The sequence below is a fragment of the Mesorhizobium sp. WSM4844 genome (genome assembly GCF_055811775.1).
The window spans coordinates 1-26,229 of record NZ_JBVVQB010000022.1 but is presented as its reverse complement, the minus strand read 5'-3'; the positions used below and the strand labels follow the sequence as shown (position 1 = coordinate 26,229).

The 26,229-nt window shown below is 62.6% G+C and carries 22 protein-coding genes; 14 read left to right on the top strand and 8 right to left on the bottom strand.

The features are described 5' to 3' along the window. The 3 genes from AC0L2A_RS18520 (at position 1) to AC0L2A_RS18510 (ending at position 2,374) form a co-directional block, all read left to right on the top strand. Positions 1 to 1,011: a Gfo/Idh/MocA family oxidoreductase gene (locus tag AC0L2A_RS18520; RefSeq protein WP_473609983.1), complete on the top strand. Its 1,011-nt coding sequence runs from the start codon at positions 1 to 3 to the stop codon at positions 1,009 to 1,011. 12 nt (positions 1,012 to 1,023) lie between these two features. Next, positions 1,024 to 1,983: a sugar phosphate isomerase/epimerase family protein gene (locus AC0L2A_RS18515; RefSeq protein ID WP_473609981.1), complete on the top strand. Its 960-nt coding sequence runs from the start codon at positions 1,024 to 1,026 to the stop codon at positions 1,981 to 1,983. Positions 1,984 to 2,056: 73 nt separating this feature from the next. Further along, positions 2,057 to 2,374 (top strand): transcriptional regulator, encoded by a 318-nt coding sequence (locus AC0L2A_RS18510; RefSeq protein WP_473609980.1) that lies wholly within the window; start codon positions 2,057 to 2,059, stop codon positions 2,372 to 2,374. A 228-nt stretch (positions 2,375 to 2,602) separates the two neighbouring features. On the opposite strand, the gene mtnA is transcribed toward AC0L2A_RS18510, so the two are convergent. Together mtnA and mtnK are read right to left on the bottom strand one after the other, a co-directional pair. Next, positions 2,603 to 3,697, bottom strand: a complete 1,095-nt coding sequence (gene mtnA / locus AC0L2A_RS18505) for an S-methyl-5-thioribose-1-phosphate isomerase (protein WP_473609979.1) — start codon at positions 3,695 to 3,697, stop codon at positions 2,603 to 2,605. Continuing rightward, complete coding sequence (mtnK, locus tag AC0L2A_RS18500) at positions 3,694 to 4,965, bottom strand: S-methyl-5-thioribose kinase (RefSeq protein ID WP_473609977.1); 1,272 nt, start codon at positions 4,963 to 4,965, stop codon at positions 3,694 to 3,696. Before mtnK ends, mtnA begins: the two co-directional genes overlap by 4 nt. 135 nt (positions 4,966 to 5,100) lie before the next feature. On the opposite strand from mtnK, the gene AC0L2A_RS18495 reads away from it, so the two are divergent. The 3 genes from AC0L2A_RS18495 to AC0L2A_RS18485 all read left to right on the top strand — a co-directional run bounded on the left by AC0L2A_RS18495 (position 5,101) and on the right by AC0L2A_RS18485 (position 8,783). Beyond that, on the top strand, positions 5,101 to 6,612 hold the full coding sequence (locus tag AC0L2A_RS18495) for a sugar ABC transporter ATP-binding protein (protein WP_473609976.1): 1,512 nt from the start codon (positions 5,101 to 5,103) through the stop codon (positions 6,610 to 6,612). A 33-nt stretch (positions 6,613 to 6,645) separates the two neighbouring features. After that, entirely contained in the window at positions 6,646 to 7,665 is a 1,020-nt protein-coding gene (locus AC0L2A_RS18490) for an ABC transporter permease (protein WP_473609975.1), read from the top strand. A gap of 62 nt (positions 7,666 to 7,727) precedes the next feature. After that, the gene (locus AC0L2A_RS18485; RefSeq protein WP_473584455.1) at positions 7,728 to 8,783 is read left to right on the top strand and encodes a substrate-binding domain-containing protein; all 1,056 of its coding nucleotides are present in this window, start codon (positions 7,728 to 7,730) and stop codon (positions 8,781 to 8,783) included. Between the two features lie 88 nt (positions 8,784 to 8,871). On the opposite strand, the gene AC0L2A_RS18480 is transcribed toward AC0L2A_RS18485, so the two are convergent. The 4 genes from AC0L2A_RS18480 to AC0L2A_RS18465 all read right to left on the bottom strand — a co-directional run bounded on the left by AC0L2A_RS18480 (position 8,872) and on the right by AC0L2A_RS18465 (position 12,619). Next, complete coding sequence (locus tag AC0L2A_RS18480) at positions 8,872 to 9,060, bottom strand: type II toxin-antitoxin system RelE/ParE family toxin (RefSeq protein ID WP_353820448.1); 189 nt, start codon at positions 9,058 to 9,060, stop codon at positions 8,872 to 8,874. 92 nt (positions 9,061 to 9,152) lie between these two features. Then, positions 9,153 to 9,413 (bottom strand): type II toxin-antitoxin system ParD family antitoxin, encoded by a 261-nt coding sequence (locus AC0L2A_RS18475; protein WP_413468400.1) that lies wholly within the window; start codon positions 9,411 to 9,413, stop codon positions 9,153 to 9,155. A gap of 105 nt (positions 9,414 to 9,518) precedes the next feature. Continuing rightward, positions 9,519 to 11,573 (bottom strand): bifunctional aldolase/short-chain dehydrogenase, encoded by a 2,055-nt coding sequence (locus AC0L2A_RS18470; RefSeq protein ID WP_473609973.1) that lies wholly within the window; start codon positions 11,571 to 11,573, stop codon positions 9,519 to 9,521. An 80-nt stretch (positions 11,574 to 11,653) separates the two neighbouring features. Further along, on the bottom strand, positions 11,654 to 12,619 hold the full coding sequence (locus tag AC0L2A_RS18465) for a sugar-binding transcriptional regulator (protein WP_473609972.1): 966 nt from the start codon (positions 12,617 to 12,619) through the stop codon (positions 11,654 to 11,656). A 137-nt stretch (positions 12,620 to 12,756) separates the two neighbouring features. Between AC0L2A_RS18465 and AC0L2A_RS18460 the strand changes: the two genes are divergently transcribed. The 4 genes from AC0L2A_RS18460 to AC0L2A_RS18445 all read left to right on the top strand — a co-directional run bounded on the left by AC0L2A_RS18460 (position 12,757) and on the right by AC0L2A_RS18445 (position 17,192). Continuing rightward, positions 12,757 to 13,002, top strand: a complete 246-nt coding sequence (locus tag AC0L2A_RS18460) for a type II toxin-antitoxin system ParD family antitoxin (RefSeq protein WP_077381476.1) — start codon at positions 12,757 to 12,759, stop codon at positions 13,000 to 13,002. Between the two features lie 2 nt (positions 13,003 to 13,004). Beyond that, entirely contained in the window at positions 13,005 to 13,334 is a 330-nt protein-coding gene (locus tag AC0L2A_RS18455) for a type II toxin-antitoxin system RelE/ParE family toxin (protein ID WP_473609970.1), read from the top strand. A 58-nt stretch (positions 13,335 to 13,392) separates the two neighbouring features. After that, the gene (locus AC0L2A_RS18450) at positions 13,393 to 15,030 is read left to right on the top strand and encodes an acyl-CoA synthetase (RefSeq protein ID WP_473609969.1); all 1,638 of its coding nucleotides are present in this window, start codon (positions 13,393 to 13,395) and stop codon (positions 15,028 to 15,030) included. A 638-nt stretch (positions 15,031 to 15,668) separates the two neighbouring features. Then, positions 15,669 to 17,192 carry an MFS transporter gene (locus tag AC0L2A_RS18445; protein ID WP_473609968.1) on the top strand — a complete coding sequence of 508 codons (1,524 nt, stop codon included), beginning with the start codon at positions 15,669 to 15,671 and terminating at the stop codon, positions 17,190 to 17,192. Positions 17,193 to 17,357: 165 nt separating this feature from the next. Here AC0L2A_RS18445 and AC0L2A_RS18440 read toward each other — a convergent pair whose 3' ends face one another. Both AC0L2A_RS18440 and AC0L2A_RS18435 read right to left on the bottom strand, forming a co-directional pair. Next, positions 17,358 to 18,251: a PhzF family phenazine biosynthesis protein gene (locus AC0L2A_RS18440; protein WP_473609966.1), complete on the bottom strand. Its 894-nt coding sequence runs from the start codon at positions 18,249 to 18,251 to the stop codon at positions 17,358 to 17,360. A gap of 52 nt (positions 18,252 to 18,303) precedes the next feature. Further along, positions 18,304 to 18,657, bottom strand: coding sequence for a VOC family protein (locus AC0L2A_RS18435; RefSeq protein ID WP_023800231.1), 354 nt, complete (start codon positions 18,655 to 18,657; stop codon positions 18,304 to 18,306). 272 nt (positions 18,658 to 18,929) lie between these two features. On the opposite strand from AC0L2A_RS18435, the gene AC0L2A_RS18430 reads away from it, so the two are divergent. The 4 genes from AC0L2A_RS18430 (at position 18,930) to AC0L2A_RS18415 (ending at position 26,008) form a co-directional block, all read left to right on the top strand. Then, the gene (locus tag AC0L2A_RS18430) at positions 18,930 to 19,538 is read left to right on the top strand and encodes a TetR/AcrR family transcriptional regulator (RefSeq protein WP_473610047.1); all 609 of its coding nucleotides are present in this window, start codon (positions 18,930 to 18,932) and stop codon (positions 19,536 to 19,538) included. 74 nt (positions 19,539 to 19,612) lie between these two features. Further along, a complete protein-coding gene (locus AC0L2A_RS18425; RefSeq protein WP_473610046.1) occupies positions 19,613 to 20,752 on the top strand; it encodes an efflux RND transporter periplasmic adaptor subunit in 1,140 nt (379 codons plus the stop codon). A 351-nt stretch (positions 20,753 to 21,103) separates the two neighbouring features. Continuing rightward, positions 21,104 to 24,259: an efflux RND transporter permease subunit gene (locus AC0L2A_RS18420; protein ID WP_473609965.1), complete on the top strand. Its 3,156-nt coding sequence runs from the start codon at positions 21,104 to 21,106 to the stop codon at positions 24,257 to 24,259. 255 nt (positions 24,260 to 24,514) lie between these two features. Beyond that, positions 24,515 to 26,008 (top strand): aldehyde dehydrogenase family protein, encoded by a 1,494-nt coding sequence (locus tag AC0L2A_RS18415; RefSeq protein WP_473609964.1) that lies wholly within the window; start codon positions 24,515 to 24,517, stop codon positions 26,006 to 26,008. The last annotated feature ends 221 nt before the right edge of the window (positions 26,009 to 26,229 follow it).

The following is a 26,229-nucleotide window of genomic DNA, read 5'->3' as shown; positions in this document are numbered from 1 at the left end:
ATGTCTGTCAGAATAGCGATCATAGGCGCGGGTATCATGGGGGCCGACCACGCCCGCATTGTCGCCGAAGATCTTCCGGGAGTCTCGCTGCAGGTTGTGTGCGACGCCTCGCAGGAGCGTGCGCGCAAGGCGGCCGACGAATACGGGGCAGGTGACGCCTCGGACGATCCGCTTGCCACCATAAGACGCGGTGACGTTGATGCCATTCTGATTGCCAGCCCCGACGAAACCCATGCGCCGCTTGCACTAGCAGCCATCGAAGCCGGAAAACCCGTCCTTTGCGAGAAGCCACTCTCGCAAAGCTCGAAGGAGTGCCAGGACGTCATCGAGGCGGAAGTGTCCCGCGGCCGGCAGTTCGTCCAACTGGGCTTCATGCGCCGCTTCGACCCGTCCTATCGAGACATGAAAGCGGCCTTGGACGACGGCTCGCTCGGGGCCGCGATCATGATGCACAATTTCCACCGGAACGTGGAAGCGCCTGCAAACTTCACGGGCCAGATGGCTATCACCAACTCTGCCCCCCACGAGTTCGATGTCGCCCGGTTCGTCCTCGGCGCCGATTACAAGGCGATCTCCGTCTTCCAGCCAGCCGGGATAGACGCTTCCAGGACGGGAGCGCCGGTCTTCATGGTCCTGGAGACCGACAAGGGCCAGTTGGTCAACATCGAAATCAACAACAACGCCGCCTACGGCTATGACGTCCGCGGTGAGCTCGTCGGCGAAAAGGGGTCAGTCTTTCTCAACGCGCCGATCCATACGCGACAGAACGGCCGGCTCATGTCCTACGAGCTTTATGCGCCGGACTGGAGGCCGCGATTTGCGGAAGCCTATCGGCTTCAGAACAAGGCCTTTCTCAATTTCGTCCGAACCGGGGAATTCCCTCCAATCGCGGCGGACGCTTGGGACGGCTACTGCGCAGCGCGCGTTGCGGAAGCGGCCGTCGAAGCCCTTCAGAAGGGCGCGCGCGTCACCCTTGCGAGACCGAAAAAGCCGTCTCTCTACAAACATTAAAGGATAAAAGAGATGAAACTCGGCTTCGTTTCCGACAGCCTCGGCGGAATGACCTTCGATGCGCTTCTCGACAGCGCCGCGCGCCTTGGAGTCTCGGGCGTGGAGGTCAACACGGGCGGCTGGTCGACAGCTCCCCACTTCGACCTGAAGACGATGAAGGCAAGCGCCGATGCTCGCCGCGCCTTCACTCGCGCCTTCGAAACCCGCGGGCTCGAGATCATTGCGCTGAACGCCAACGGCAATCCCTTGCATCCAACCCAACCCGAGCAGGGCGAGTGCCTCAAGGACACGATCCGCATCGCCGGCGAGATGGGGATCAAGACCGTCTGCACCATGTCCGGACTGCCGGCAGGACGTAACGGCGATCTGATGCCGAACTGGGTCGTCTCTTCCTGGCCGCCGGAAACGCAAGAGATCTTGCGTTACCAGTGGGAGGAAAAGCTCCTACCCTTCTGGGCCGAGATCGTCGTTCTCGCGAAAGACTGCGGTGTCGAACGCATCGCGCTCGAGCTTCACGGCAACCAGTGCGTCTACAACGTTCCCTCGCTTCTGAAGCTCCGGGCGGCCGTCGGCCCGATTGTCGGCGCCAATCTCGATCCATCGCATCTGTTCTGGATGGGGGCGGATCCCCTCGTCGCCGCCGAAGCACTCGGCGAGGCCGTCTATCACGTCCATGCCAAGGACACGATGCTCAACGCGCCTGTTCAAGCGACAACTTCGCTCCTCGAGAATGGTTCGCTGATGGACATTCCGGCGCGAAGCTGGTCCTACATCACCCTCGGTTTCGGCCACGGCGAGGAGTGGTGGCGACAGTTTTGCTATCGGCTGAAGATGGCAGACTATGATGGCTGGTTGTCGATCGAGCACGAGGACGTGTTGCTCAATAGCCTCGAGGGGTTGGAGAAATCCGTTGCGCTGCTCAAGGCGGTGATGCCCGTCGCGCCGAGTGACTTCAAGCCGCAGGCAATTTGAGGGTCGAACGACGGTGCGCCCGAATTCACATGGACATCCGTAATTGCCGCTCACATCTGGAGAACAGTAGAGAATGCGAGGCCTGAATGAAGATGCACCACCAAGCAGTCTTTCGGAACTGAAGTCGATGATCGCCTCGAGACAGCTCGAATTCCCAGATCAGCTTGAACGGGTTGTCCGCTGCGCCCTCGTCACGCCGGAACTAATCGCCTTTGGTAGCTCCAATTCGGTGGCACTTGCCTGTTCGGTGTCACCGACGACCGTGGTCCGGCTCGCTGGCTTCCTCGGCTTCGAGAACTTTCGAGATCTTCGAACTCTGTTTCGAGAGCACATGAGGCGGCGTGCCGCACGAGCGTCGGCATCCGGCTCAGCGACGGGGCTAGCCGAATAGCGCCTCCACACGGATCCGCGGTGAAATGTGAGGCTGGCCGCTTGAGAATTTTGGGGGCGCCTTTGGCGCGATGGCCGCTGTTGGCCACATTCCGGTCTCAACGGCCGATACAGCCGAACTTCCGCAGTCCACCCGCAGCCGTCATTTAGCATGGTCTAATATCTGGCGGGCTGTACTCGCTGATGTTGAGGTCCGCTGCCGTTTCAGCAGTATTCGTGGCAGCCCGGATCATCCCCGTCCGGGAAACATCGCCTTCAAGCCGTCGCGCGACGCCCTGGCGACGCCGCGTTCGGTGATCAATCCGGTGACCAGCCGCGCCGGCGTCACGTCGAAGGCCGGGTTTGCCGCGGGCGTCGTCTCCGGCGAGATGCGGACCTGCGCAATCTCGCCATTCGCGGTCTTGCCCCAGACCAGCGAGACCTCGTCGCTGGAACGCTGTTCGATCGGGATTTCGGCAAGCCCGTCCCCCACCGTCCAGTCGATGGTCGGCGACGGCAGCGCGACATAGAACGGCACGTCGTTGTCGGCGGCGGCCAGCGCCTTCAGATAGGTGCCGATCTTGTTGCAGACATCGCCGTCGGCGGTGGTGCGGTCGGTGCCGACGATGACCATGTCGATCTGGCCGCGCTGCATCAGATGGCCGCCGGCATTGTCGACGATCAGTGTATGCGGCACACCGTGGCCGGCCATCTCCCATGCGGTCAACTGGGCGCCCTGGTTGCGCGGGCGGGTTTCATCGACATAGACATGAACGGGAATGCCGGCTTCCGTTGCCAGATAGATCGGCGCCGTGGCGGTGCCGTAGTCGACGGTGGCCAGCCAGCCGGCATTGCAATGGGTCAGGATGTTGACCGGCTCGCCCGGTTGCTTGCGTGCTGCGATTTCCCTGATGATTTCAAGCCCGTTGACGCCGATGGCGCGGTTGAGGCCGACATCCTCGTCGGCGATTTCGCCGGCGCGCCGGTAAGCCGCCTCGGCGCGCTGTCCTGATGGAAGCGGCCGCAGCAAATTGCGCATCTCATCGAGCGCCCAGCGCAGATTGATCGCGGTCGGGCGGGTTTCGTGCAAGACCTCCCAGACGCCGTCGAGTGCCGCATCCGAAGGGTCGTCGGCCATCTGCATGGCGACGCCATAGGCGGCGGTGACGCCGATCAGCGGCGCGCCGCGCACCCACATGTCGCGGATCGCAGTGGCGATGCCGGCAACGGTGCCGACTTTTTCGACGCGGAAATCATGCGGCAGCCAGCGCTGGTCGATGATCTCCACCGAACGCCCGTCGTCGCTCAGCCAGATGGTGCGGTAGTGGCGGTCGCCGACGTTCAAATCCTATTCTCCCGTTCGATCAGTGCGGCCAATTTGTTGACCTCGTCGATGCTGTGGATCTGGCGCCGGTTGACGGCGATGTGACGGCCGAATTTCAGCGCCTTTGCCTCACATGTGGCGCGCAGATCGGCGTCGGCAATGGTCTCGAAATCGGCGTTGTGCGCGAGGCCCAGAATGCGCCTGTGCACCTCGACGCCGGCAAAGCCCAGCATGTCGGTCCACACCTGGTGCAGCATGTGGTCGAGCGCCTGTTCGGCGCCAAGCCTGTCGCCCTGATCCTCGAACAGGCTTTGCTGGTAGAGCATGCCGGTGCGCTCGGTCCGCCACAGATGCGAGAACTCGCTGCGGAACACCGACCATGTCTCGACCGTCACTCCGAGCAGATAGGCGCGCATGGCGTCGCGCGTTCCGTTCTGCTCGTGGCCACGCTGCGAAAAGAACGCCATCCAGAAATTGGCGAGCAGCATGCCGACGTCGAAGGCGATCGGGCCGTAGAAAGCGAATTCGGGATCGATCATCCGCGTTTCTGTCTCGGTGACCATGATCGAGCCGGAATGCAGGTCGCCGTGCAGCAGCGTCTCTGCATTGGCCGCAAAAATGTGCTTCAGCCGCTGCGCCTCGACCTTGAGGTCGCGGTCGGCGCGCAGCTCTGCGACGACGCTGTCGAGTTGCGGGCTCGTATGCCGGTTCATCCTGGCGTCGAAATACGGGTCCGAGAACACCAGGTTCTCGGTAATGTCGCAGAGCTCGACATTGTCGGCGAACAGCGCCAGATCGGCCTTGCGATCCCTGGTCGCCATATGCAGGTCGGAGCCGCGAAACAGGGTGCGGGCCATGAACAGGCCGATGTCTCTGGCGATGTTGGGCGGTTGCCGGCCCTCGATCAGCGCGCGCCGCAGGATGATGTGCGGCGACAGGTACTCCATGATGATCAGCGCCTGGCCTTCGACGAAGTGATGGATCGCCGGCACCGAACCGGGCGCTCTCGCCTGCTGCCGGGTCAGCGCGTGATATTCGAAGAAGGAGCGTTTTAGCGGCAGCGGCCAGCTGTCGCCGACCAGGCGGACATAGGGCAGGGCCTGCTTGACGACCGCCGCACCCTGCGCACCCTCGACGATGAACACCAGGTTCAGATTGCCGTCGCCGACCTCGCGAACCTTCCAGCGGCTCGTGTCCTTGCCGATATGCGAGCACAGCGCCGCGTTGGCGCCGAGGCGTGCCGCCAGTGTTTCGACCGACAGTGCTTCGAACGGCAATTTTCCAGTCATCCTCACCTCCCGTTTACGTGCTCTCATCTTAGTGGAGCCATCACGGTTGGTCCAAGCTAGGAAGCCCTCTGGCAATTGTCAATCGTGTTGACAATTGCCGGAACAGCCCATAGCGTCGTCGCCAGGGAGGAACGAATGGGCAATGATGCCGTGTTCCGCGTCGACGGCCTGAGGAAATCCTTCGGCCCTATCGAGGTGCTTGGCGGCGTCTCGCTCGATTTGCATGCCGGTGAAGTGACCGTGCTGATGGGCGCCAACGGCGCCGGCAAATCCACCTTGGTCAAGATCATCAGCGGCGTTTATGAGCGCGGCAGCGGCACGATGAGCCTCGCCGACCAAAACTTCGCGCCGAAAACGCCGGCGGAGGCGATCCGCGCCGGCGTCGTCACCGTTCATCAGAACATCAATGACGGTGTCGTCGCCGATCTCGACGTCGCCACCAATTTGACGCTCGACAGGCTGAGCGGCAGCGGCGCGCCGACCCTGTTCAATCCGGGCCGGGTGCGCCGCGAGGCAAAGGCGGTCGCCGACCGCATGGGGCTGATGATCGACCTGAAAGCCCGGATCAGCGATCTCTCGCTGGCCGACCGCCAGATGGTGGCGATTGCGCGCGCCATGGCGCATCAGCCAAAACTGCTGATCCTCGACGAGCCGACCTCGTCTTTGTCCAGCGCCGAGGCCGACCGGCTTTTCGCGCTGCTCGACAGGCTGCGCGAGCAGGGCGTCGCCATCCTCTACATCTCGCACCGCATGTCCGACATCAGGCGGCTTGCCGACCGGATCGTCTCGATGCGCGACGGCGTCATCTCAGGCGTCTTCGACAGCAAGCCGCTCGATTATGAAGGCGCGGTCAACGCCATGCTCGGCCGCAAGATCCACCTCGACCGGATCGTCGCCAGGAAATCGGCCAGGCCAGTCCTGACGATCGACGGATTGCGCATTGCCGAAGGTTCCAGGCCGATCTCGCTGACGCTCGGCGACGGCGAGGTCGTTGCCATCACCGGCCTCGTCGGCGTCGGCAAGACAGCGCTCGCCGAGACGCTGTTTGGCGCCCGCAAGCCGCTGTCCGGCACCATGGTGCTGAACGGCAATCCCTATGCACCGGGGTCGACAGGCGAGGCGATCGCCGCCGGCGTGTTTCTCGTCGCCAAGGACCGGAGCGAAAACGGGATCGTCGGCGACTTCAACATCCAGAAAAATATCAGCCTGCCGTTCCACAGGCGGATGTCGCGTTTGGGCGTCCTCAAGCGCCGCGTCGAGCGCGCCATCGCCCGCCGGCAGATCGGGGAGTTGGGCATCGTCTGCCGCTCGGAGAAGGACGAAATGTCCGCCCTTTCCGGCGGCAACCAGCAGAAGGTGATGGTCGCCCGCTGGATGTCGCAGGCGGCAAGACTGTTCATCCTGGACGAGCCGTTTCAGGGCGTCGACATTTCAGCCAGGCGCGACATCGCCGCCAAGCTGCGGGCGAGCGCGAACGGCCGTGCGACGCTGCTGTTTGTCACCGAGCTCGACGAGGCGCTGGAGACCGCCGACCGCATCCTGGTGATGTCGGAGCAGACAATCGTCGGTGAGCATCGCAACGCCGACATCGACCTCGAGCGCCTGCTGGCCGAAGTGGCGGGCGGGCCGCTGCACCACGCAGCGTGAGGGGCAGGTAATGGGACGTGGAATGGAGAGGGCATGAGTTCGGGTTGGGTAAGGATGGCAGCCGCGCGCGGCCATGCCATCCGCTATGGCTTCATCGTTCTGCTGTTCGGGTTGATCGCCTATTTCGCCATCGCCGCCGATGGCTTCGTCTCGCCGCAGAGCGCCGTCTTCATCTTCCAGTCCGTCGCCATCACCGGCGTGCTGGCGCTCGGCGTCACCGCCACCCTGGTCGTCGGCGGCTTCGACCTGTCGATCGGCTCCGTCGCCACCAGCGCCATGATGGCGGCCGCCTATGTCATGGTGGTGCTGGAGCAGAACGCTGTCGTCGCGGTTGTCGCCTGTCTCGCGATCGGCGCCATCGTCGGCCTCATCAATGGCTGGCTGATCGTCTATATGCGTGTACCGGACCTTCTGGCGACGCTCGGCATGATGTTCCTGCTCGTCGGTTTGCAGCGAATCCCGACCGAGGGCCGCTCGATCGCCACCGGCATGACGATGCCTGACGGCTCGGTCGCCAACGGCACGTTCGGCGCCGGCTTCCTGGCGCTCGGCCGCCACCGCTTCGATTTCTTCATCCCCAACCTCATCCCGGTTTCGGTCGTCGTGCTGCTCGTGCTTGCGGTGCTGATCTGGTTCTTTCTCGAATACACCCGTTTCGGCCGCATGATGTATGCGGTCGGCAGCAACCAACGGGCTGCCGAACTCGCCGGCGCGCCTGTCAAGGCATACAAAATCTGGGCATACGTTATTTCAGGGGTTTTTGCCTCGATCGGCGGCATTTTGCTCGCTGCCCGGCTTGGACGCGGTGACATCGCCTCGGGTAATAATCTCCTGCTCGACGCAGTGGCTGCGGCACTCATCGGCTACGCGGTTCTTGGCGCCGCCAAGCCGAACGCCTTCGGCACGGCTGTCGGCGCGGTGTTTGTCGGCGTGCTGCTGCAGGGCCTGACGATGATGAACGCGCCCTATTACACGCAGGATTTCATCAAGGGCGTGGTTCTCGTGGTTGCCCTGGTCTTCACCTTCGCCCTTTCCGGCAGGGGCAACAGGTAGGATTTCGACGGACAGGATTTTCGACCGGCTGAAATTTGAATTCAACAAGTGGAGGAGACAGCATGAAGATCACAAGAAGAGTTTTGGGGAAGGCAGCAATCGGGCTTGCAGGTGCTGCGCTGCTGATGCAGGTCCCGGCGATGGCGCAGGACAGGCCGGCGCCGTTCGACAAGCCCGGCGCCGTCAAGATCGCGCTGGTCCGCTATCTCTCGACCGGCGACTTCTTCCAGGCCTATCTGTCCGGTGTCGAAGCGCAGGCCAAGGCGCTTGGCGTCGATCTGCGCGTCCTCGACAGCCGTCAGGATGCCGCCCTTCAGGCGGACATGGTCGACCAGGCCATCGCGCTCGGCGTTCAGGGCATCATCATCCAGCACGGCTTGACGGAATCGATGAAGGAAGCCGCCCAGCGCGCGGTCGACGCCGGCATCAAGGTCGTCGCCTTCGACGTCAACCTCGAGAACCCCAAAATACCGCAGATCGAGCAGTCCGACCGCGACCTTGCACGCCTCGCTCTCGAGCAGGCAATCAAGGACAATGGCGAGGGCTGGAAGGCCGGCTACGTCTATGTCGCCGGCATCGCGCCGCTCGACCGCCGCAACGAGACCTGGGTCGAGTTCAAGAAGAAATATCCCGGCATCAAAGAGGCGGCGATGTTCGGCACGCTCGACAACCCGATCGCCAATTCCGTCGCCAACCAGGCCCGTTCGGTGCTGTCGGCCAACCCCGACATCAAGGTGATGTTCGCGCCCTTTGACGAATTCGCCAAGGGGGTGAAGATCGCCGTCGACGAGGCCGGCCTGTCACAGGACATCAAGATCTATTCGGCCGACATCTCGACCTCCGACATCGCCGCGATGCGCGAGCCCGACAGCGCCTGGGCGGCGACGGCTGCCACCAACCCGGCCGTCGTCGGCCAGGTTTCGGTGCGCGCGCTGGCGCAGCTTTTGGCCGGCGAAGACCCCGGCCAAAACGTCATCGTGCCGCCGACGCTGATCAGCCAGAAGGACCTGATCGACAAGGACATCAAGAACATGGAAGACCTCTCGGCCAAGCTGCCGCAGTTCGCCCATGCCGATGTCGCGATGCCGGCCTGGATGCCGAACCCCAACGCCAAATAAGCATACCATCGCAGGCCCAAGGGAAGAGCGGCTCGCGGGCGGGCCGCTCTTTTCCAGGTCTGAATGCCTGCTCCGTCAGGCTCGTGGTTTACAGCCAGTGCTCCGGATCGCGCATCCCGTGGACGATCGCCACGACCAGGATGCCTTCCAGCTGCGGTTCGTAGATGACGATGTAGCGGCCCTCGATGAGCACGCGGGCCGTCACACTCAACTCTGGCCTGGCTGTGCCCATCTTGGGGTGCTCCGCCGCCAGTTCCAGTTTGTCAAAAATGCGCATAAGCAGCTTGTCGGCTGCCTTTTCATTCTCGATTGCGATAGTGTGCCCAAATATTCCGCAAATCTTGCGAGGCGCGCGGCGTGAGCCGATATCTAGCCACGGGCGCGGCGTTCTGCCTTCAAACCGCGTATGAACTCGGCGGGTTCGACTTCCACCGGCTTGCCGCTGGCCATGCCGTCGGCATAGGCCCGCTTCAAGTGTTCCAACTCCAAGGCGCGCAATTCCTCGCGCTGTTCCCACAGGCGCAGAGCGTCGCGGACAATCTCGCTGTTAGAGGCATATCCCCCGCCTTCGACAGCGCTTTGCAGGCGGGCCGCCTGTTGCGGGGTGAGGGATATGGTAAGGGTGCGCATGGGATGGGTTTTCATGCTTGGCCATGTATCATATCTCACAAGGTCTAACAATCTTTGTTAGGATTCTCCGGTGATCTCTCACCGCGAGAATGGCAAAGTTCCAAGCTACCGCAGCGCCGCCGCGATATTGCCGCCATCCACCGTCGTCACATTGGCGGTGGTGCGCTCTGCCAGCGCCTGATGCAGGAAGGCCTGGGCGACGTCTTCGGCCGTCACTTCCTGCCCGAGCAGATTGCCCGCCATATATTCCTTTTCCGATACCCCGCGGGCGCTCGAACGGCTGGCGATCATCGCGTCGGTCAACAGCCCGGAACGGATGCGGTCGGCGTTGACGGCATTGGAGCGGATGCCGTGGGCGCCGTAGTCGACAGCATATTGCCTGGACAGGAAAAGCGTCGCCGCCTTTGGCATGCCATAGGCGCCGAACTTCGGACCCGGATTGATCGCCTGCTTGGAGGTGTTGAACAAAAGCACGCCGCCGGTGCCCTGCTCGAGCATGATGCGCACTGCGTTCTGCGCCGCCGACTGGTGGGCGAAGAAATTGAGCTCGAAGCTCTTGCGCAAAGTGGCGTCTTCGAGTTCGCCGATCCTGCCTTCCCAGGCCGCACCGGCATTCGAGACGAGGATGTCGAGGCCACCGTAGACGGCAACCGCCTTGTCGAAGGCAGCGCGCATCTGCGCCGGGTCGGTGATGTCGGCGCCGACGCCGATCGAACCGTTGCCGGCTTTTTTTGCCGCCTCCGTCGCCCTCGCCGCGTCGAGATCGACGACGACCGCATGAGCGCCATTGTCGGCGAACAGCTTTGCCGTGGCGGCACCGATCGCGCCGGCGCCGCCGGTGACCAGCACAATCTGGCCGGTCAGCGGCTTCGGCTTGTTGGCGGCGAGCTTGGCCTGTTCCAGCGACCAGTATTCGAGTGGGAACAGGTCGGCCTTGGACAGTGGATGGAAATCGCCGATTGCTTCGGCGCCGCGCACCGCCTCGATCCACATTTCACCGACGTCGGAGGCAATCTTCGCATCCTTCAGCGTGCGGCCATGGCCGAACATGCCGAGCCCCGGCACCAGCGTCAGGCGCGGCATCTGGTCGAGCATAGTGCGCTTCACATCGTCGAGCGCGTCGTTGGTCTCGAAGTAGGCGCGATAGTCCCTGGCGAAGTTTTCGACATGCTGGCGAATGACGGATTTGTAGTCGCCGATCTTGTCCGCGTCCGGCGCCGGCAACGCCATCGGTCCGGTTTTGATGCGAATCGACAGGTCGGGCGTCGACACACCGCGCCCGGCATAGTCGGCAATGTCAGCCGAGTTGATGAAATCGACGATCGCGTCCGAGGTGCGGAAATCGCTGATCATGCGGTCGAAGCGGCCTTCGCCCCGCGCCACCGCCACCGCGCCGCGCAGCATCGGCGCAATCTCCGCAGGCTTCGCCAGCCTGGCCGGCAAGGCGGTTTTTTCGCTACGCGGCTTGCCGTGGCTGGCGATGAAATCCTCGGCGATATCAACATAATGGATCATCCGGTCGTAAGCCTGCTTGGCATCGTCGCCGAAGGTGAAAATGCCATGCTTGTCGAGGATCAGGCCTTCGACCGTCGGGTCGGCGTCGAAGACATCGGCAGCCGCCTTCGCCAGGTCGAATCCCGGCATGATGTAGGGCACGAACCCCATCTTGTTGCCAAAAACCTTCTTGCTCAGCGCCTCGCTGTCGTCCTGGTCGACAATGGCCAGGATCGCGGTCGAGTGCGTATGGTCGACGAATTTATGCGGCAGGAAGGCGTGCAGCAGCGTCTCGACTGAAGGGTTGGGCGAAGACGGATCGATCAGGTTCACCCGCTGCAGCGCCACCATGTCTTCGTCGGAGAGTTTTTTGAGCGACCGCGCCTTGAGCAGCGCGCCGAGCTTGACCGCCGGCAGGCCCTGCGGCTCGATGATGCCCATGTCCCAACCGCTGCCCTTGACGCAGAGCACGTCCCATTCGTCGCCGACGAGATCGATGGCCTTTGTCTTGCACGATGTGTTGCCGCCGCCATGCAGGACAAGCCGCGGTTCGCCGCCCAGAAGCCTGGTCGTGTAGACGCGCAGCGCCAGGTCGCGGGCCACGCCCTTCATCGCATAGTCGGCAACCAGCTTTTCGGCGTCGCCGTCATTCCACAGGTTCTTCATGTTCGCTTCGTCCGGTTGTTTTGTTGTGAAACAGGAATGCCGCGACGCCTTGATGACAATGCGTCCGCGGCTTGTGTTCTCTAGGCGACCTTTTCTGCTGCCGGTCCGACATCGTCGAGCAGCCGTCGCGCCATCCGGGCGCCGACCACCAGATGCGTGCATAGCCCACCCGCGATCGCCGCCACCAGCGGTCCGAACTTGCTGTCCTCCTGCACCACCACGAGGCGCTTTTCAATCTTGCGCAGCGATGACAGCTCCGCCGAAATGATCCGCCTGTTGTAGCTGCAGTCGAGCGCCTTGCCTTGCGCGTCGATGATCTGACCGGCGATGACGCCGGCAGCCCCGGCACGACGCAGCACCTCCATTTCGCTGGCAGTCAGCGCGCCGCATTTGACGACATGGCTGTCGGCGTCGACGGTGCCGACTGAGTAAAGCGCCAGATTGCACGCACTGATGCCCGACAACTGCTCGCGGATCACCGGCTCGTCGCGCAGGCCGCGCGCCAGTTCCTCTGTCGTCAGCACCAGCGGCGCATAGAAATTGAGTCCCTTGGCATTGAGCCGGCGGGCGATTTCCATGGTGCATTGGTCGGGGCGGTAGGAATAGGGGGCTCCCAGATTGCCGCAGAGCTGCACCACCGTGACATCCTGCAGATCGGCATAGGACATGATATCGGCGATCGTATAGATGGTCCTTCCCCAGGCGACGCCGATGCGATCGCCCTTCTTGATCAGTTCGAGAAAGACGCTTGCCGCCAGCACCGCGATGTCGGTCGACGGATCGGCGACATGGCCGTTTTCCGGCGCTATCCAGACGGCATCGAGCTTCAATCCGTCTTCGAGTTTGCGCGCCATGACGTCGTCGGTGAAAAGCTGGGTCGAGGTCGAGATGTTGACGATGCCGGTCTCGCGCGCCTTGCGCAGATACATGGCGACCGAGGCTCGGGAAATCTTGAGCTGGCTGGCGACCTGGTCCTGGCGCAAGCCGTGGGCATAGTAGAGCCAGGCGGCCTTATGGATAAGCTGTTCTGCCGGTCGGATCGCCATGCCATCTCCTCGCTGACATTATTCACGGCTGTCGACAAAAGTCAAATTGTGGAATCTTGGTGAACTGCGGGTATTGTCGATGCCAGTGATTGCGCCATTTTTGTTATCGGGATAAAAACTGAACAGGAGGCCTGACAATGAACGTATCATTGGGTGAGCGCTGGGAAACTTTCGTGTCCAACATTGTCAAGCGGGGCCGCTACGGTTCTGCCAGCGAAGTCGTGCGCGAAGGCTTGCGCCTGGTCGAAGAACGCGAGGAAAAGCTAAAGGCGCTACGCGCCATGCTGGATAAGTCGTTTGCTGACGACGGCGAAGCGACCGAGCAGGACATTGATGCGGCTGTGGAAGCCAAGGCTGAGCAACTCGCAAAGGAAGGCTTCTAGGAGTGCCACGGCTGCGTATGTTGCCGTCGGTACAGACAGATTTGGTCAATATCTTTGAATACGTCGCTCGCGAAAGCGGCAGCCTGGTGCTTGGCCGCCGTTTTGTGGATGCTCTGCGCCAGAAATGCCGTGATCTGGCGAGCTTGCAGGCGACGATCGGTCGTGCTCGCCCCGATCTCCGGCCGGACATCCGGAGTTTCGCTTTCCGGGGATACGTCATTTTCTTCCCCTATAATGGAGATTGCTTTGAGGTGGCGAACATCATCGAAGGGCATCGCGACATCAACGCGTTATGGTCAGAAGGCGAAGGCGGGCAGGGGCGCCAGGAGTAGCTGAGGCGGCCTCGCTCGCCAGCGTCCCGAAGCGTTCGATAAACATGGGGAGGACGGGATGGGCAATCCCTACGAACAGGATCTCGGCAGGAATCCAGCCAACCACCAGCCGCTGACGCCGCTCAGCTATCTGGAGCGGGCGGCAAGGACCTTTCCCGCCCATGTCGCGATCATCCATGGTCGCCAGCGCACGACCTATCGCGATTTCTGGCGGCGGTCGCTGAAGCTTGCTTCGGCGCTCTCCAGGCGCGGCATCGGCAAGGGCGACACCGTCACCGTCATGCTGTCCAACACCCCGCCGATGCTGGAAGCGCATTTCGGCGTGCCGATGACCAAGGCGGTGCTGCATTCGCTCAACACCCGTCTCGATGCCGCCGTCATCGCCTTCCAGCTCGACCATGCCGAAACCAAGGTGCTGGTCGTCGATCGCGAGTTCGCAAATGTCGTCAGCGAGGCGCTGGCGCTGGCCAGGGTAAAACCGCTGGTCATCGACTATGACGATCCCGAATACCCCACTAATGCCCCCTATCCCAAGGGCGAGCGGATCGGCTCGCTCGACTACGAGACCTTCGTCGCGGGCGGCGACGAGGATTTCGCCTGGTCGATGCCGGACGACGAATGGGACGCGATCTCGCTCAACTATACCTCCGGCACGACCGGCAATCCCAAGGGCGTCGTCTATCATCATCGCGGTGCAGCACTGATGGCCTATGCCAACACCATCCATGCCGGCATGGGCAAGCATGCTGTCTATCTGTGGACGCTGCCGATGTTCCACTGCAATGGCTGGTGCTTTCCGTGGACGCTGGCCGTGCAGGCCGGCACCCATGTCTGCCTGCGCTGGGTGCGGCCGAAGCCGATCTACGACGCCATCGCCGACCACGGCGTCACCCATCTGTGCGGCGCGCCGGTGGTGATGTCGGTGCTGATCAACGCCAGCGACGAGGACAAGCGGCAATTTCCGCAGACGGTCACCTTCAACACCGCCGCGGCACCGCCGCCGGAAGCGGTGCTGTCGGGCATGGCCGATGCGGGTTTTGCCGTCACCCACCTCTATGGCCTGACCGAGACCTACGGCCCGGCGGTCGTCAACGAATGGCAGGGCGAGTGGGATGGGTTGGAGAAGGGACAGAAGGCGGCGAGGAAGGCCAGGCAAGGTGTGCGCTATGCCGCGCTCGAGGATCTGACGGTTATGGATCCCGAGACGATGCAGGCGACGCCGGCCGACGGCGAGACGATCGGCGAGGTCATGTTCCGCGGCAACATCGTCATGAAGGGCTATCTGAAGAACCGCAAGGCGAGCGACGAGGCCTTCGCCGGCGGCTGGTTCCACTCGGGCGACCTCGGCGTCATGCATCCCGACGGCTACATCCAGCTCAAGGACCGCTCCAAGGACATTGTCATTTCCGGCGGCGAGAACATCTCCTCGATCGAAGTCGAAGAGGCGCTCTACAAGCACGGCGCCGTCGCCTCCTGCGGCGTCGTCGCCAGGCCCGACGACAAATGGGGCGAGGTGCCGGTCGCCTATGTCGAGCTGAAGCCGGGCAGGACGGCGACCGAGGCCGAGATCATCGACCACTGCCGCGCGCTGCTCGCCCGCTTCAAAATGCCGAAAGCGGTGATCTTCGCCGAAATCCCGAAGACCTCAACCGGCAAGATCCAGAAGTTCCGGCTGAGGGAGATGGCTAAGGGGTAGGTGCCGTTAGCGTCACGACGGTGCAGAGCGTTTGATGGCAGCGGGACAGCGCCCCCCTCTGTCCTGCCCCTCTTTGCCAAAACTTGGCATCTCCCCCACTTGGGGGGAGATTGGCTGTCATCGCCGCTTTCGCCAACTTTCAACATTGCAGGACTAGCTGGGCGCTAAAACCGCCAATCTCCCCCCTCGTGGGGGAGATGTCCGGCAGGACAGAGGGGGGCGCGAAGGATCACGACAGATCAGAATTTAGCCTGAGCCGCCGCTCATGCCGGGAACCGGCAATTGGGCCCGTTCAGTATTGCGAACAATTTTTTTTGCCGAAGATGCGAGAGCACGTTGAGCAGCTTGCCGGTTGGGTCGGCAATGAAGAAGCGTCTTACACCCACGGTTCGTCGGTCAAATCATAGACTCTCTGCAACCGATCTCGTTCGCGCGAAGATAAACCGCGTCGACATTGTCTACCTCGATCGACAGATCAGCCACCGGGGTGCCTGAGCCGCACTCAACAACGTGCCTTGCAGCAGCTGGATCGGCTGAACGGAGCAAAAAGATCGCTCAGTGTCGGATCGAGCGCCTCGCGATCGTCCTCGCTAAAGAACCGACTCGACGAAAGAAGATCTAGCAGGAGGAGCATTCTAATGGAGAACGCGGAGCGGAGCCCCAGGGCTACACGGCGCGAATGGATCGGGCTCGCGGTTATCGCGCTGCCTTGCCTGCTCTATTCCATGGACCTGACAGTCTTGAATTTGGCTGTGCCGCGGTTGAGCGCAGACTTGAGGCCTTCGAGTTCGCAACTTCTGTGGATCGTGGACATTTATGGCTTTCTGCTTGCCGGATGCCTGATCACGATGGGCACGCTGGGCGACCGCATCGGCCGCCGCAGACTGCTTTTGATCGGCGCGGTGACATTTGCAATTGCTTCGGTCTTCGCGGCGTTCTCCACAAGCGCCGAAATGTTGATCGTTTCGCGTGCGCTGCTCGGGATAGCCGCGGCGACACTTGCGCCGTCCACCCTTTCGTTGATCCGCAACATGTTCCTCGATCCGAGGGAGCGCACGGTTGCGATCGGCGTCTGGATCGCCAGCTTCTCCGCGGGCGCTGCCATCGGCCCGTTGGTCGGGGGCATCCTGCTGAGCTATTTCTGGTGGGGTTCCGTGTTCCTCGTGGCCGTACCGGTCATGGTCGCGCTTCTGGTGTTCGGTCCGATGGTCCTGCCCGAGTATCGCGATCCCGAAGCGGGTCGGCTCGACATCTTGAGCGCCGCGCTGTCACTTGTCGCGGTGCTTTCGGTGATTTACGGCATCAAGGAAATCGCCGAACATGGATTCGGCCTGGCGGCGGCCTTCGCCATTGTCTTCGGCGTGGCTGTCGGCGCGGTTTTCGTCTTGCGTCAACCACGGCTGAAAAACCCCCTGGTCGATCTGCGGCTCTTTCGGTCGCGCGCCTTCAGCGCTTCATTGGCGGTCAACGTTCTCGGCTTCTTCGTCGCGTTCGGCTCGTTTCTCTTCATCGCGCAATATCTGCAACTGGTGCTCGGAATGGGACCCTTTTTAGCGGGCCTGTGGACGGTGCCTTCCGCCGTCGCTTTCATCGCCGGTTCGATGCTGACGCCAATCGCGGTCGGTAAGGCTCGCCCGGGCTATGTGATGGCTGCCGGCCTTGCGCTCGCGGCAGTGGGATTCCTTATTCTCACCCGCAGTGGCGGCCGAGCCGATCTCGCGGTCATCGTCACAGGCTACAGCGTCTTCTCCCTGGGCCTTGCACCGGTGTTCACTTTGGCCACCGACCTCATCGTGGGCACCGTTGAACCCGGGCAAGCCGGTGCGGCCTCGGGCCTCGCGGAAACCAGCAGTGAGTTGGGCGGCGCGCTCGGCATCGCGATCCTTGGCAGCATCGTCACCGCCATCTATCGCAGCGGAGTGACCGGGATGGTCGCGGAGGGGGTGTCCGAACAAGAAATCAGCGTTGCCAAGGACACGCTTGGAGGCGCCGTTGCAGTTGCAATCGCCTTGCCGGAGACGCTCGGTTCCGACCTGCTCGGCAAAGCGCGGGAGGCGTTCACTCAGGCATTCCAGATGACTGCCGGCATCTGCGCGTTGGTGGCGCTGGCTGCGGCCATCCTTGCGGGGGTCCTGTTGCAAAAAGTACGGGGGCAGGTCTGAGGCTGGGCAGCAGTCAGCAAAAGCTGCGACACCAACCGACCCCTGAGGCATAAGCACGACACGGAACATGAGGAGGAGACCCATGCCGATTTTCGGACTATCGCCTGGAGGTCAAGACGAGACCCTTTCTCGGCCATGGGCGCGAAAGGCCGCCGCGGTCGGCGACTAGATCGAAAACGCCCCGCTCGCCACCACGATGCCACGTCCACACACGCTCACCGAGCCGGCATCGACATCGACCTCGATGATGCTGGTACGTCCGAGCGCCGTGCCTTGTTCGACCTTGATGACGCCGGGCTGCGCAACACCGTGTGCAACCAGATGTGCGGCGAGCGGACCAGCCGCCGTACCGGTTGCCGGATCCTCGGCAATGCCGACAGTCGGGTTGAAAAACCGTGCATACGCCGTGGTTTCGGGCTGCCGTGGATCGAGTGAGAAGACGTAGCAGCCTTCCCCGCCGATCTGGTTGAGCAGGTCGAAAAGCTGTTTGGCATCAGGCGAAATCCGGTCGACGGCTTGGCGATCGCGGATTGGCACCAGAAGATGGGCAGCACCGGTCGAGACCACCTGGCAAGGCACGACGTCCGTTATTTCTTCAGTATTTAGGCCAAGTGCCGCGGCAAGGGCGCCAGGATTTGAGATCTGCCGGCCAGCCACTGGGGCTTTCTGCCGCATAATGATCTTTTCGAGTTTTCCCTGGCTTTGCCAGATGGCCAATGGATATACCAAGTCGCCGATCTGTTGGTGAAACCATGTCGGGCCATCGCCCAACTTGAGCCGCCCCGCGGCAGCGAGCCACCACCAGGCCCCTAGCGTGTTGTGGCCGCCTGCGCCGAAAACCTCCACGCCCTTCGGCGTGAAAGAGCGCAATTTCCAATCGGCGTCCGCCCGGGTCGCCGGTAGGACAAAAGTGGTCTCGGACTGGTTGAACTCACGGGCAATGTTCTGCATCAGCTCGAGCGCCAACTCGTCACCGCCATCGACCACCGCAAGGGAATTGCCAGTCAGCGGCTCTACCGCGAAGACATCGACGAAATGAAACGGAATTGTTCTGCTCATGGTTCTTCCTCCGAGAACCGCAATTAGGTCCGTTCAGTTTGCAGAACAATCTCTACCGAAGATGCGAGAGCACGTTGAGCAGCTTGCCGGTCGGGTCGGCAATGAAGAAGCGTCTTACGCCCCACGGTTCGTCGGTCAAATCATAGACCACTCTGCAACCGATCTCGTTTGCGCGAAGATAAACCGCATCGACATTGTCGACCTCGATGGACAGATCAGGCACCGGGGTGCCTGAGCCGCCCTCGCTGGCGATGCTGATCTGGGGGACGGTGGTTTCGCTGGACGCCAGCGTGACGAGCCAGCCGTGATCCATGACGGCATCGAGCCCGAACAAGTCGGTATAGAACTTCCGAACATCCGGAATGCTGTCAGTTGCGATATTCGAGACAATGCGCAGCACGGTCATTCCATGTCTCCTTCACAGCTTGCCATATCTCCACAGCTTGGATGGTAACGCATAGCTGCGCGCTGCGGAGCACGTCTCGAACAAAATAAGGCGCCGATCACCTGAGCCGCAGTGCGCAGCAGGCTTCGTTAACGTTGTTCACGCCCAGGTTGTATCAACGGATGTCGCCGGTCGCCCAGAAAGGTTAACATCACCTGTTGACAGGCGGGCGATTTCGAATTACGAGTGACGAAATTCAAAATTCGTCACTCGTAATGAGCTAATGATACATGATGCATGACACCCTCGACACGACGGCTGACCTGGTCCGGCAGGAGAATGTCGCGCGCATCCTCGATTGCGCAGAGCGACTGTTCCGCCACTACGGCTACGGCAAGACCAATGTCGCCGACATAGCCCGTGAACTCGGCATGTCGACGGCCAATATCTACCGTTTCTTCGCCTCCAAGGTTGAGATCCACCAGGCGGTTTGCGGGCGTATGCTCGCTACCTGCTACCAACTGACCTACGACGCCTGCCATAGTCCCGGAACGGCCAGCGAAAGGCTGCGCCGCTACGTGCAAACGCACTATCAGTGGACCCGCGACACCATGCTCGACCAGGAGAAGGTGCACGAAATGGTCGTCGTCGCCATCGAGCGCGATTGGCATGTCATCGAGAAGCATATCGACAGGATCCGCGGCTTGGTCGAGGAGGTGATCCGTGAGGGAATCGCGGCCGGCGAGTTTGCCGACCAGGACCCGGAAGTCGCTTCGCGGTGTTTCGGCGCCGCTATCATCACCCTGTGTCACCCGCAGATGGTCGCCCAGTGCCTTGCCAAGAACAACCGGGCGATGCCGGACGACCTTATCGAGTTTGCCATCAGGGCTTTGAAGAAATGACCGGCGGCGTCCGCCGGGCGTCGACAATCCATCTCCAGTTTGGGAGTACGCAAGTGTCTTTGTCCAAATCCATCATGAACAGGCTGCCGGCCATTGGTCCGGCTCTGGTCGTCGTCGCGGCGCTTGGGCTCGCCGGTTGCTCGCAAGAAAAAGTGGAAGTCAAGGACATCGTCCGGCCGGTCAAGGTCGTCGAGATCGCCAAGGCGAACAATACCCGTGAGCTCTCCTACTCCGGATCGGTGCGTGCCCGCACCGAGATGAATCTCGGCTTCCGCATCAACGGCAAGATCACCGAGCGCCTGGTCGACATCGGCCAGCGCGTCAAGCCGGGCGACGTTCTGGCCCGCATCGATCCCGCCGACTACGACCTTTCGGTCAACAGCGCCGAGGCCAGCCTGGAGGCCGCCGAGCGGCAGGTCGAGACAACGGGCCTTGCCCGCCGTCGTGCCGAACAGCTGTTTGCCAAGAAGTTCTCCTCGAAATCGCAGCTCGAACAGGCGACGCTCAGCTATGATCAGGCGGTCGCCACCCGCAATTCCGCCCGCTCAGCGCTTGACCAGGCGAAGAACCAGGTCCTCTACACCGACCTCAAGGCGGACAGGAATGGCATCGTCACGTCAGTCACCGCCGATGTCGGTCAGGTGGTCGGCTCCGGCACGCCGGTTGTGACCGTTGCCGTCGATGGCGAAAAGGAAGTGCTGATCGCCGTGCCGGAAACGGATATCGCCCAGTTCAAGCCGGGCAAGGACGTCAAGGCAAGCTTCTGGTCCGACGAAGCGCTGACGCTCGACGGCAAGGTCCGTGAAGTCGCCGGCAGCGCCGATCAGCAGTCGCGCACCTTTGCCGTTCGCGTCAGCCTGCCCAGCGATCCGCGCGTGCTTCTCGGCATGACCGCGAATATCGAGGCTTCGGCCGCCAACAACAGCCTGCAAAGCGTATCGATCCCGTTGAGCGCGCTGGCGCAAAAGGACGGCCAGCAGATCGTCTGGACCGTGGACCGCAACGGCGAGACCGTCCATGCGCGTCCGATCAAGGTCGCCGAGTTCACCTCCGACGGCGTGCATGTTGCCGAAGGATTGAAACCCGGCGATGTCGTCGTTGCGGCGGGCACGCAATTCATGACCGAAAATCTGAAAGTCAAGCTGGCCGGCGATGCGGTGCAGCAGTCAGCATCGGCGGACGATGATGGCGACGCCGTCAAGCGCGTGCGCTGACGGCCAGGCAGAAAACGGCTTTTCCTCGCATCGGCGCAAGCCGCGAGGTCAAGCGGTTCACGGTTTCCGGGCGGCAGGTGCCCGATTGTCGAGACGTCAGGTCGATGTACCCCCCCGACATCGATCCTAGCGCCCCACCGCGATGAGTGTCTCTCCGCTCGGAAAGCCTCGCCGCCCGGAAGCCAGAGCATGATCCCGAAAAGTGGAAGCCGGTTTTCGGAAAAGATCATGCTCGAACAGGAAAGATGGAGCCCCATCCCGATCCTATCGGGATGGAACAGGCTCCAGCATTAGAAGCTCCGTGGGCATGCCATGTGCGTGCGCTGACGATCAGACAGATGGACTGGCGCTATGACCACCGATACCACCGACACCAATGAAAAACGGCCCTTCAATCTTTCGCGCTGGGCGATCGGGCACCCGAGCATTGCGCGGTTCCTGTTCGGCCTGATCATCGTTGCCGGTGCGCTCGGCCTGATGCGCATGGGCCAGAAGGAAGATCCGGATTTCACCTTCCGCGTCATGGTCGTCCAGGCGGTCTGGCCCGGTGCCTCGATCCAGGAGATGGAGGACCAGGTCGTCAACAAGATCGAGCGCAAGCTGCAGGAAACGCCGCATCTCGATTTCGTCCGTTCCTATACGCGCGCCGGCAGCGCCATCATCACCTTGCAGGTGGAAGGCGACACCAATCCGACGCAGGTCGCGGATGCCTTTTACCAGGTACGCAAGAAGGTGGGCGATATCGCCAATGAGCTGCCCCAGGGGCTGCTTGGGCCTTACTTCAACGACGAATTCGGCGATACTTTCATCACCCTGCATTCGATCAGCGGCGATGGTTACAGCTATCCCGAGCTGAAGAAATTGGCCATCCAGGCGCGTGACATGCTGCTGACCACGCCCGGCGTCGAGAAGGCCGTGATCATCGGCGACCAGCCGGAAAAACTCTATATCGACGTTTCGTCCAAGGTGCTTGCCGAGCGCGGCCTGACACTCACCGATCTGCAGAACGCGATCAAGGGCCAGAACAATGTCGATCCGGCAGGCTCGGTCGACACCGGCCAGCGCTCGGTGCGCATCTCGGTCGAAGGCAGCGTGACGGAGGCGGCCGACATCCGCGAACTTCGCCTGCGCGCCGGCAATCAGGTGACGCGCCTCGGCGACATCGCAACCGTGACCACAGGTCTCGAGGATCCCTATCAGCGCAAATACCGCTTCAACGGCCAGGACAGCGTCCAGGTCGGCGTCGTCATGGCCAAGGGCTTCAACGTCACCGATGTCGGCAAGGAGGTCGAGGCGACCTATCACCGCTTCGAAGAGGCCTTGCCTTACGGCGTTTCAGTCGATCAGATCGCCGACCAGCCGGAAGTCGTGCGGGACGCGGTGAGCGAGTTCATGACGGCGCTCGGCGAGGCGCTGCTGATCGTGCTTGTCGTTTCGTTCCTGACGATCGGCTGGCGTTCAGGCCTGGTGATCGCGATCACCATTCCGCTCGTTCTGGCCGCCACCTTCGCCATCATGTACGAGATCGGCATCGATCTGCAGCGCATTTCGCTTGGCGCGCTGATCATCGCGCTCGGCCTGCTTGTCGACGACGCGATGATCGTCGTCGAAATGATGGAACGCAAGCTCGAGGAAGGAATGGTCAAGATCGAGGCGGCGAGCTTCGCTTACACCTCGACGGCCTTCCCGATGCTGACCGGCACGCTGATCACCACCGCCGGCTTCATCCCGGTCGGCTTCGCGGCTTCGACGGCCGGCGAATATGTGCGCACGCTGTTCTACGTCGTCGGCATCGCGCTGGTCGTCTCCTGGTTCGTGGCGGTCTATTTCACGCCGTGGCTTGGTCATATGATCCTCAAGCAGCGAAAACACGCCGGCAGCCATCACGATGTCTTCGACACGCGCTTTTATCGCCGGCTTCGCGCCACCGTCAGCTGGTCCGTGCGCCACCGCATCATCGTGCTGGTCATGACGCTGGTGACCTTCGTCACCAGCCTGTGGGCGTTCCAGTTCATCCCGCAGAATTTCTTCCCGCAGTCGTCGCGTCCGGAAATCCTTGTCGACCTCTGGCTGCCGGAAGGCACCAGCATCAAGGAAGTCGAGACGCAGGCCAAGGCGCTCGAAACCAGGATGATGGACGACAAGGACAAGCGCTTCATCGCCACCTATATCGGCGAGGGCGCGCCGCGTTTCTTCCTGCCGCTCGACCAGCAGCTTCGCAATCCGAATTTTGCCCAGCTTCTGGTGATGGCCAATGACGAACCGGCCCGCGAGCGGCTGATCGTCAAGCTGCGCACCATTCTGGCCGAGGATTTCCCGTCGGTCCGTGCCAAGGTCGACCGCCTGTTCCTCGGGCCGCCCACCGGCTGGCCGGTGCAGATGCGCGTCATGGGCCCGGATCGCCAGGAGGTGCGCAGCATCGCCGACGAGGTGAAGGCGAAGTTCCAGGCAAATCCGCTGCTCGGCGCCGTCCACGACGACTGGCTGGAGCCGGTGCCGGAGATGAAGCTGATGATCGACCAGGATCGCGCCCGTGCGCTCGGCGTCACCTCGCAGCGCATCCGCCAGATGCTGCAGGCGACAATGTCGGGAGCGCCGCTCGATGATTTTCGTGATGGCGAGGAGACGGTTTCGATCGTGGCTCGCGACCCGGAGGCAAGCCGCCACCTGCTGTCGGCGGTCGACTCGATCTCTGTCCCGACGGATTTCGGTGGCTTCGTGCCGCTGTCGCAGGTCGCCAAGGTCGTCCCGGTGCTGGAGCAAGGCGTCGAATGGCGGCGCGACCGCCTGCCGACCATCAGCGTGCGCGCCACGCTGCCGGACGGCGTGCAGTCGAACGATGTCGTCATGAAGATGTACAGCGAGATGCAGGGCCTGCGCGACGGTCTGGCGCCCGGCTACAACATCGAGATCCAGGGCGGCGCCGAGGATTCGGCCGAAAGCCAGGCCTCGATTGCAGCGAAAGCGCCAATCATGCTGGCCGTCATCGTCGTGCTGCTGATGATCCAGCTGCAGCACTTCGGCAAGGCGATGCTGGTGCTGGCGACCGGTCCGCTCGGCATCATCGGTGCTGCGGCGGCACTTTTGATCAGTGGCGCGCCGTTCGGCTTCGTCGCCATTCTCGGCGTCATCGCGCTGCTTGGCATCATCATGCGCAACTCGATCATCCTGGTCGACCAGATCGACCAGGACATCGCAGCCGGCATGGAACGCTCGGAGGCCATCATCGGCTCGGCAGTCCGCCGTTTCCGGCCGATCATGCTGACGGCGCTGACGGCGGTCCTGGCACTGATCCCGATCTCGCGCGGCGTCTTCTGGGGGCCGCTCGCCTATGCCATGATGGGCGGCATCCTCGTTGCCACGGTGCTGACCATCCTCGTCCTTCCGGCAGGCTATGCCTTGTTCTTCGGCCGGGAGCGCAAGAAGGTCGAGGACGCGGCGCCGGCCGCCGAGCCGAAACTGGCGGAAAACGATGACCAGCCGCAACTGCCCCTGGCGGCTGAATAGGGTCGAGGCAGTCGCGCAGGTTGGCGCCGCCCCTCATCTGGCTGCCGCCATCTTCTCCCCGTATAGTGACGGGGAGAAGGGGCTGGCCGCACGCTCGGCGCTTTTTTTTCAGCGCTGGAGATTGGCGAAATCCTTTGCGCAGGCGTCCTTCTCCCCGTCACTATACGGGGAGAAGATGGCGGCAGCCAGATGAGGGGCGGCGCCGAGATCGATAATTAATCTCAAGTGAGGCTACCGCGCGCCGAGGAGGACGTCATGACCATAGCTCAGGCACCGGTGGCGCTGCGCCGGCCGATCGACGGACGCCACCGCAAAATGTTCGTCGATGGCGGCTGGGTCGACGCCCGCTCGGGCAGGACCATGGAGACCCGCAATCCGGCCACCGGCGCGGTCATTGCCACGGTGCCGCGCGGCGACCGCCAGGATGTTGAGCTGGCAGTGGCGGCGGCGCGCAGGGCCTTCGACGGGCCGTGGAGCCGGTGTAAGCCCTATGAGCGGCAGGTGCTGCTGCTCAGGGTCGCCGATCTCTTCGAAAAGCACTGGGAGGAGATCAGCCGCTCGGACACCACCGACATGGGCATGCCGATCGTGCGCACCCTGGCCAACCGCAACCGCGTCATCGGCATGCTGCGCTATTACGCCGGCATGGCGACGTCCCTGCACGGCGAGACGATCGAGAACTCGCTGCCGGGCGAAATCGTCTCCTTCACGCGCAAGGAGCCGGTCGGCGTCGTCGGCGCCATCATCCCGTGGAACGCCCCGACGGCGGCTTCGATCTGGAAGATCGGACCGGCGCTGGCGACCGGCTGCACGGTGGTGCTGAAACCGTCGGAAGAGGCGCCGCTGACGCCGCTTCTGATCGCTGACATCATGAACGAGGCCGGCGTTCCGCCAGGCGTCGTCAACATCGTGACCGGCATCGGCGCCGAGGCAGGCGCCGCCCTTGCCGAGCATATGGGCGTCGACAAGATCGTCTTCACCGGCTCGACGGCAACCGGCCAGTCGATCGTCCGCGCCTCGGCCGGCAACCTCAAGCGCGTCTCGCTGGAGCTTGGCGGCAAGTCGCCGGTCATCGTCTGCGCCGACGCCGATCTCGACAGAGCGGTGCCGGTGGCGGCGATGTCGGTGTTCGCCAATTCCGGCCAGATCTGCATCGCCGGCTCGCGCCTGTTCGTCGAACGCTCCGTCCATGATCAATTCGTCGAGCGGCTGGCGGCCTATGCCAAGGGTCTCAGGATCGGCGACGGCATCGATCCGGCGACCGAGATCGGCCCGCTCGTCTCCGAAAAGCAGCTGCAACGGGTCGCCTCGTATTTCGAGGCCGGCACGGCGGAGGGCGCGACCCTCGTCACCGGCGGTGAACGCCTCATGGAAGGTGCGCTGGCCGCCGGCAATTTCGTCGCGCCGACCGTCTTTGCCGATGTCTCGGACGACATGAGGATCGCGCGCGAGGAGATCTTCGGGCCGGTGATTTCGGCGCTGCCGTTCGATACGCTCGATGAGGCGGTCGAGCGCGCCAACAACACGCCCTACGGTCTTGCCGCCGGGGTCTTCACCCGCAACGTCGCCACCGCCCACCAGCTGTCGCGAAAAATCCGCGCCGGCTCAGTCTGGGTGAACACCTATCACGCCATCGATCCGGCCGTGCCCTTCGGCGGCTACAAGATGAGCGGCTACGGCCGCGAGGGTGGTGCCGAGCACCTCGACGAGTATCTCAACACCAAGGGCGTGTTCATCAAGATCGATTGAGCGGTGCCAAATTGCCGAAGTTGGCGTCGCCCCTCATCCGCCTGCCGGCACCTTCTCCCCGTATAGTGACGGGGAGAAGGGGGAGTCGTCGACGGTTTCGCCAATCACCAGCGTTGCAAAAAGGGCCGCCGACGTTGCGGCCAGCCCCTTCTCCCCGTCACTATACGGGGAGAAGTGCCCGGCAGGGCGATGAGGGGCAGCGCAAACCTGAGGCGATTGCC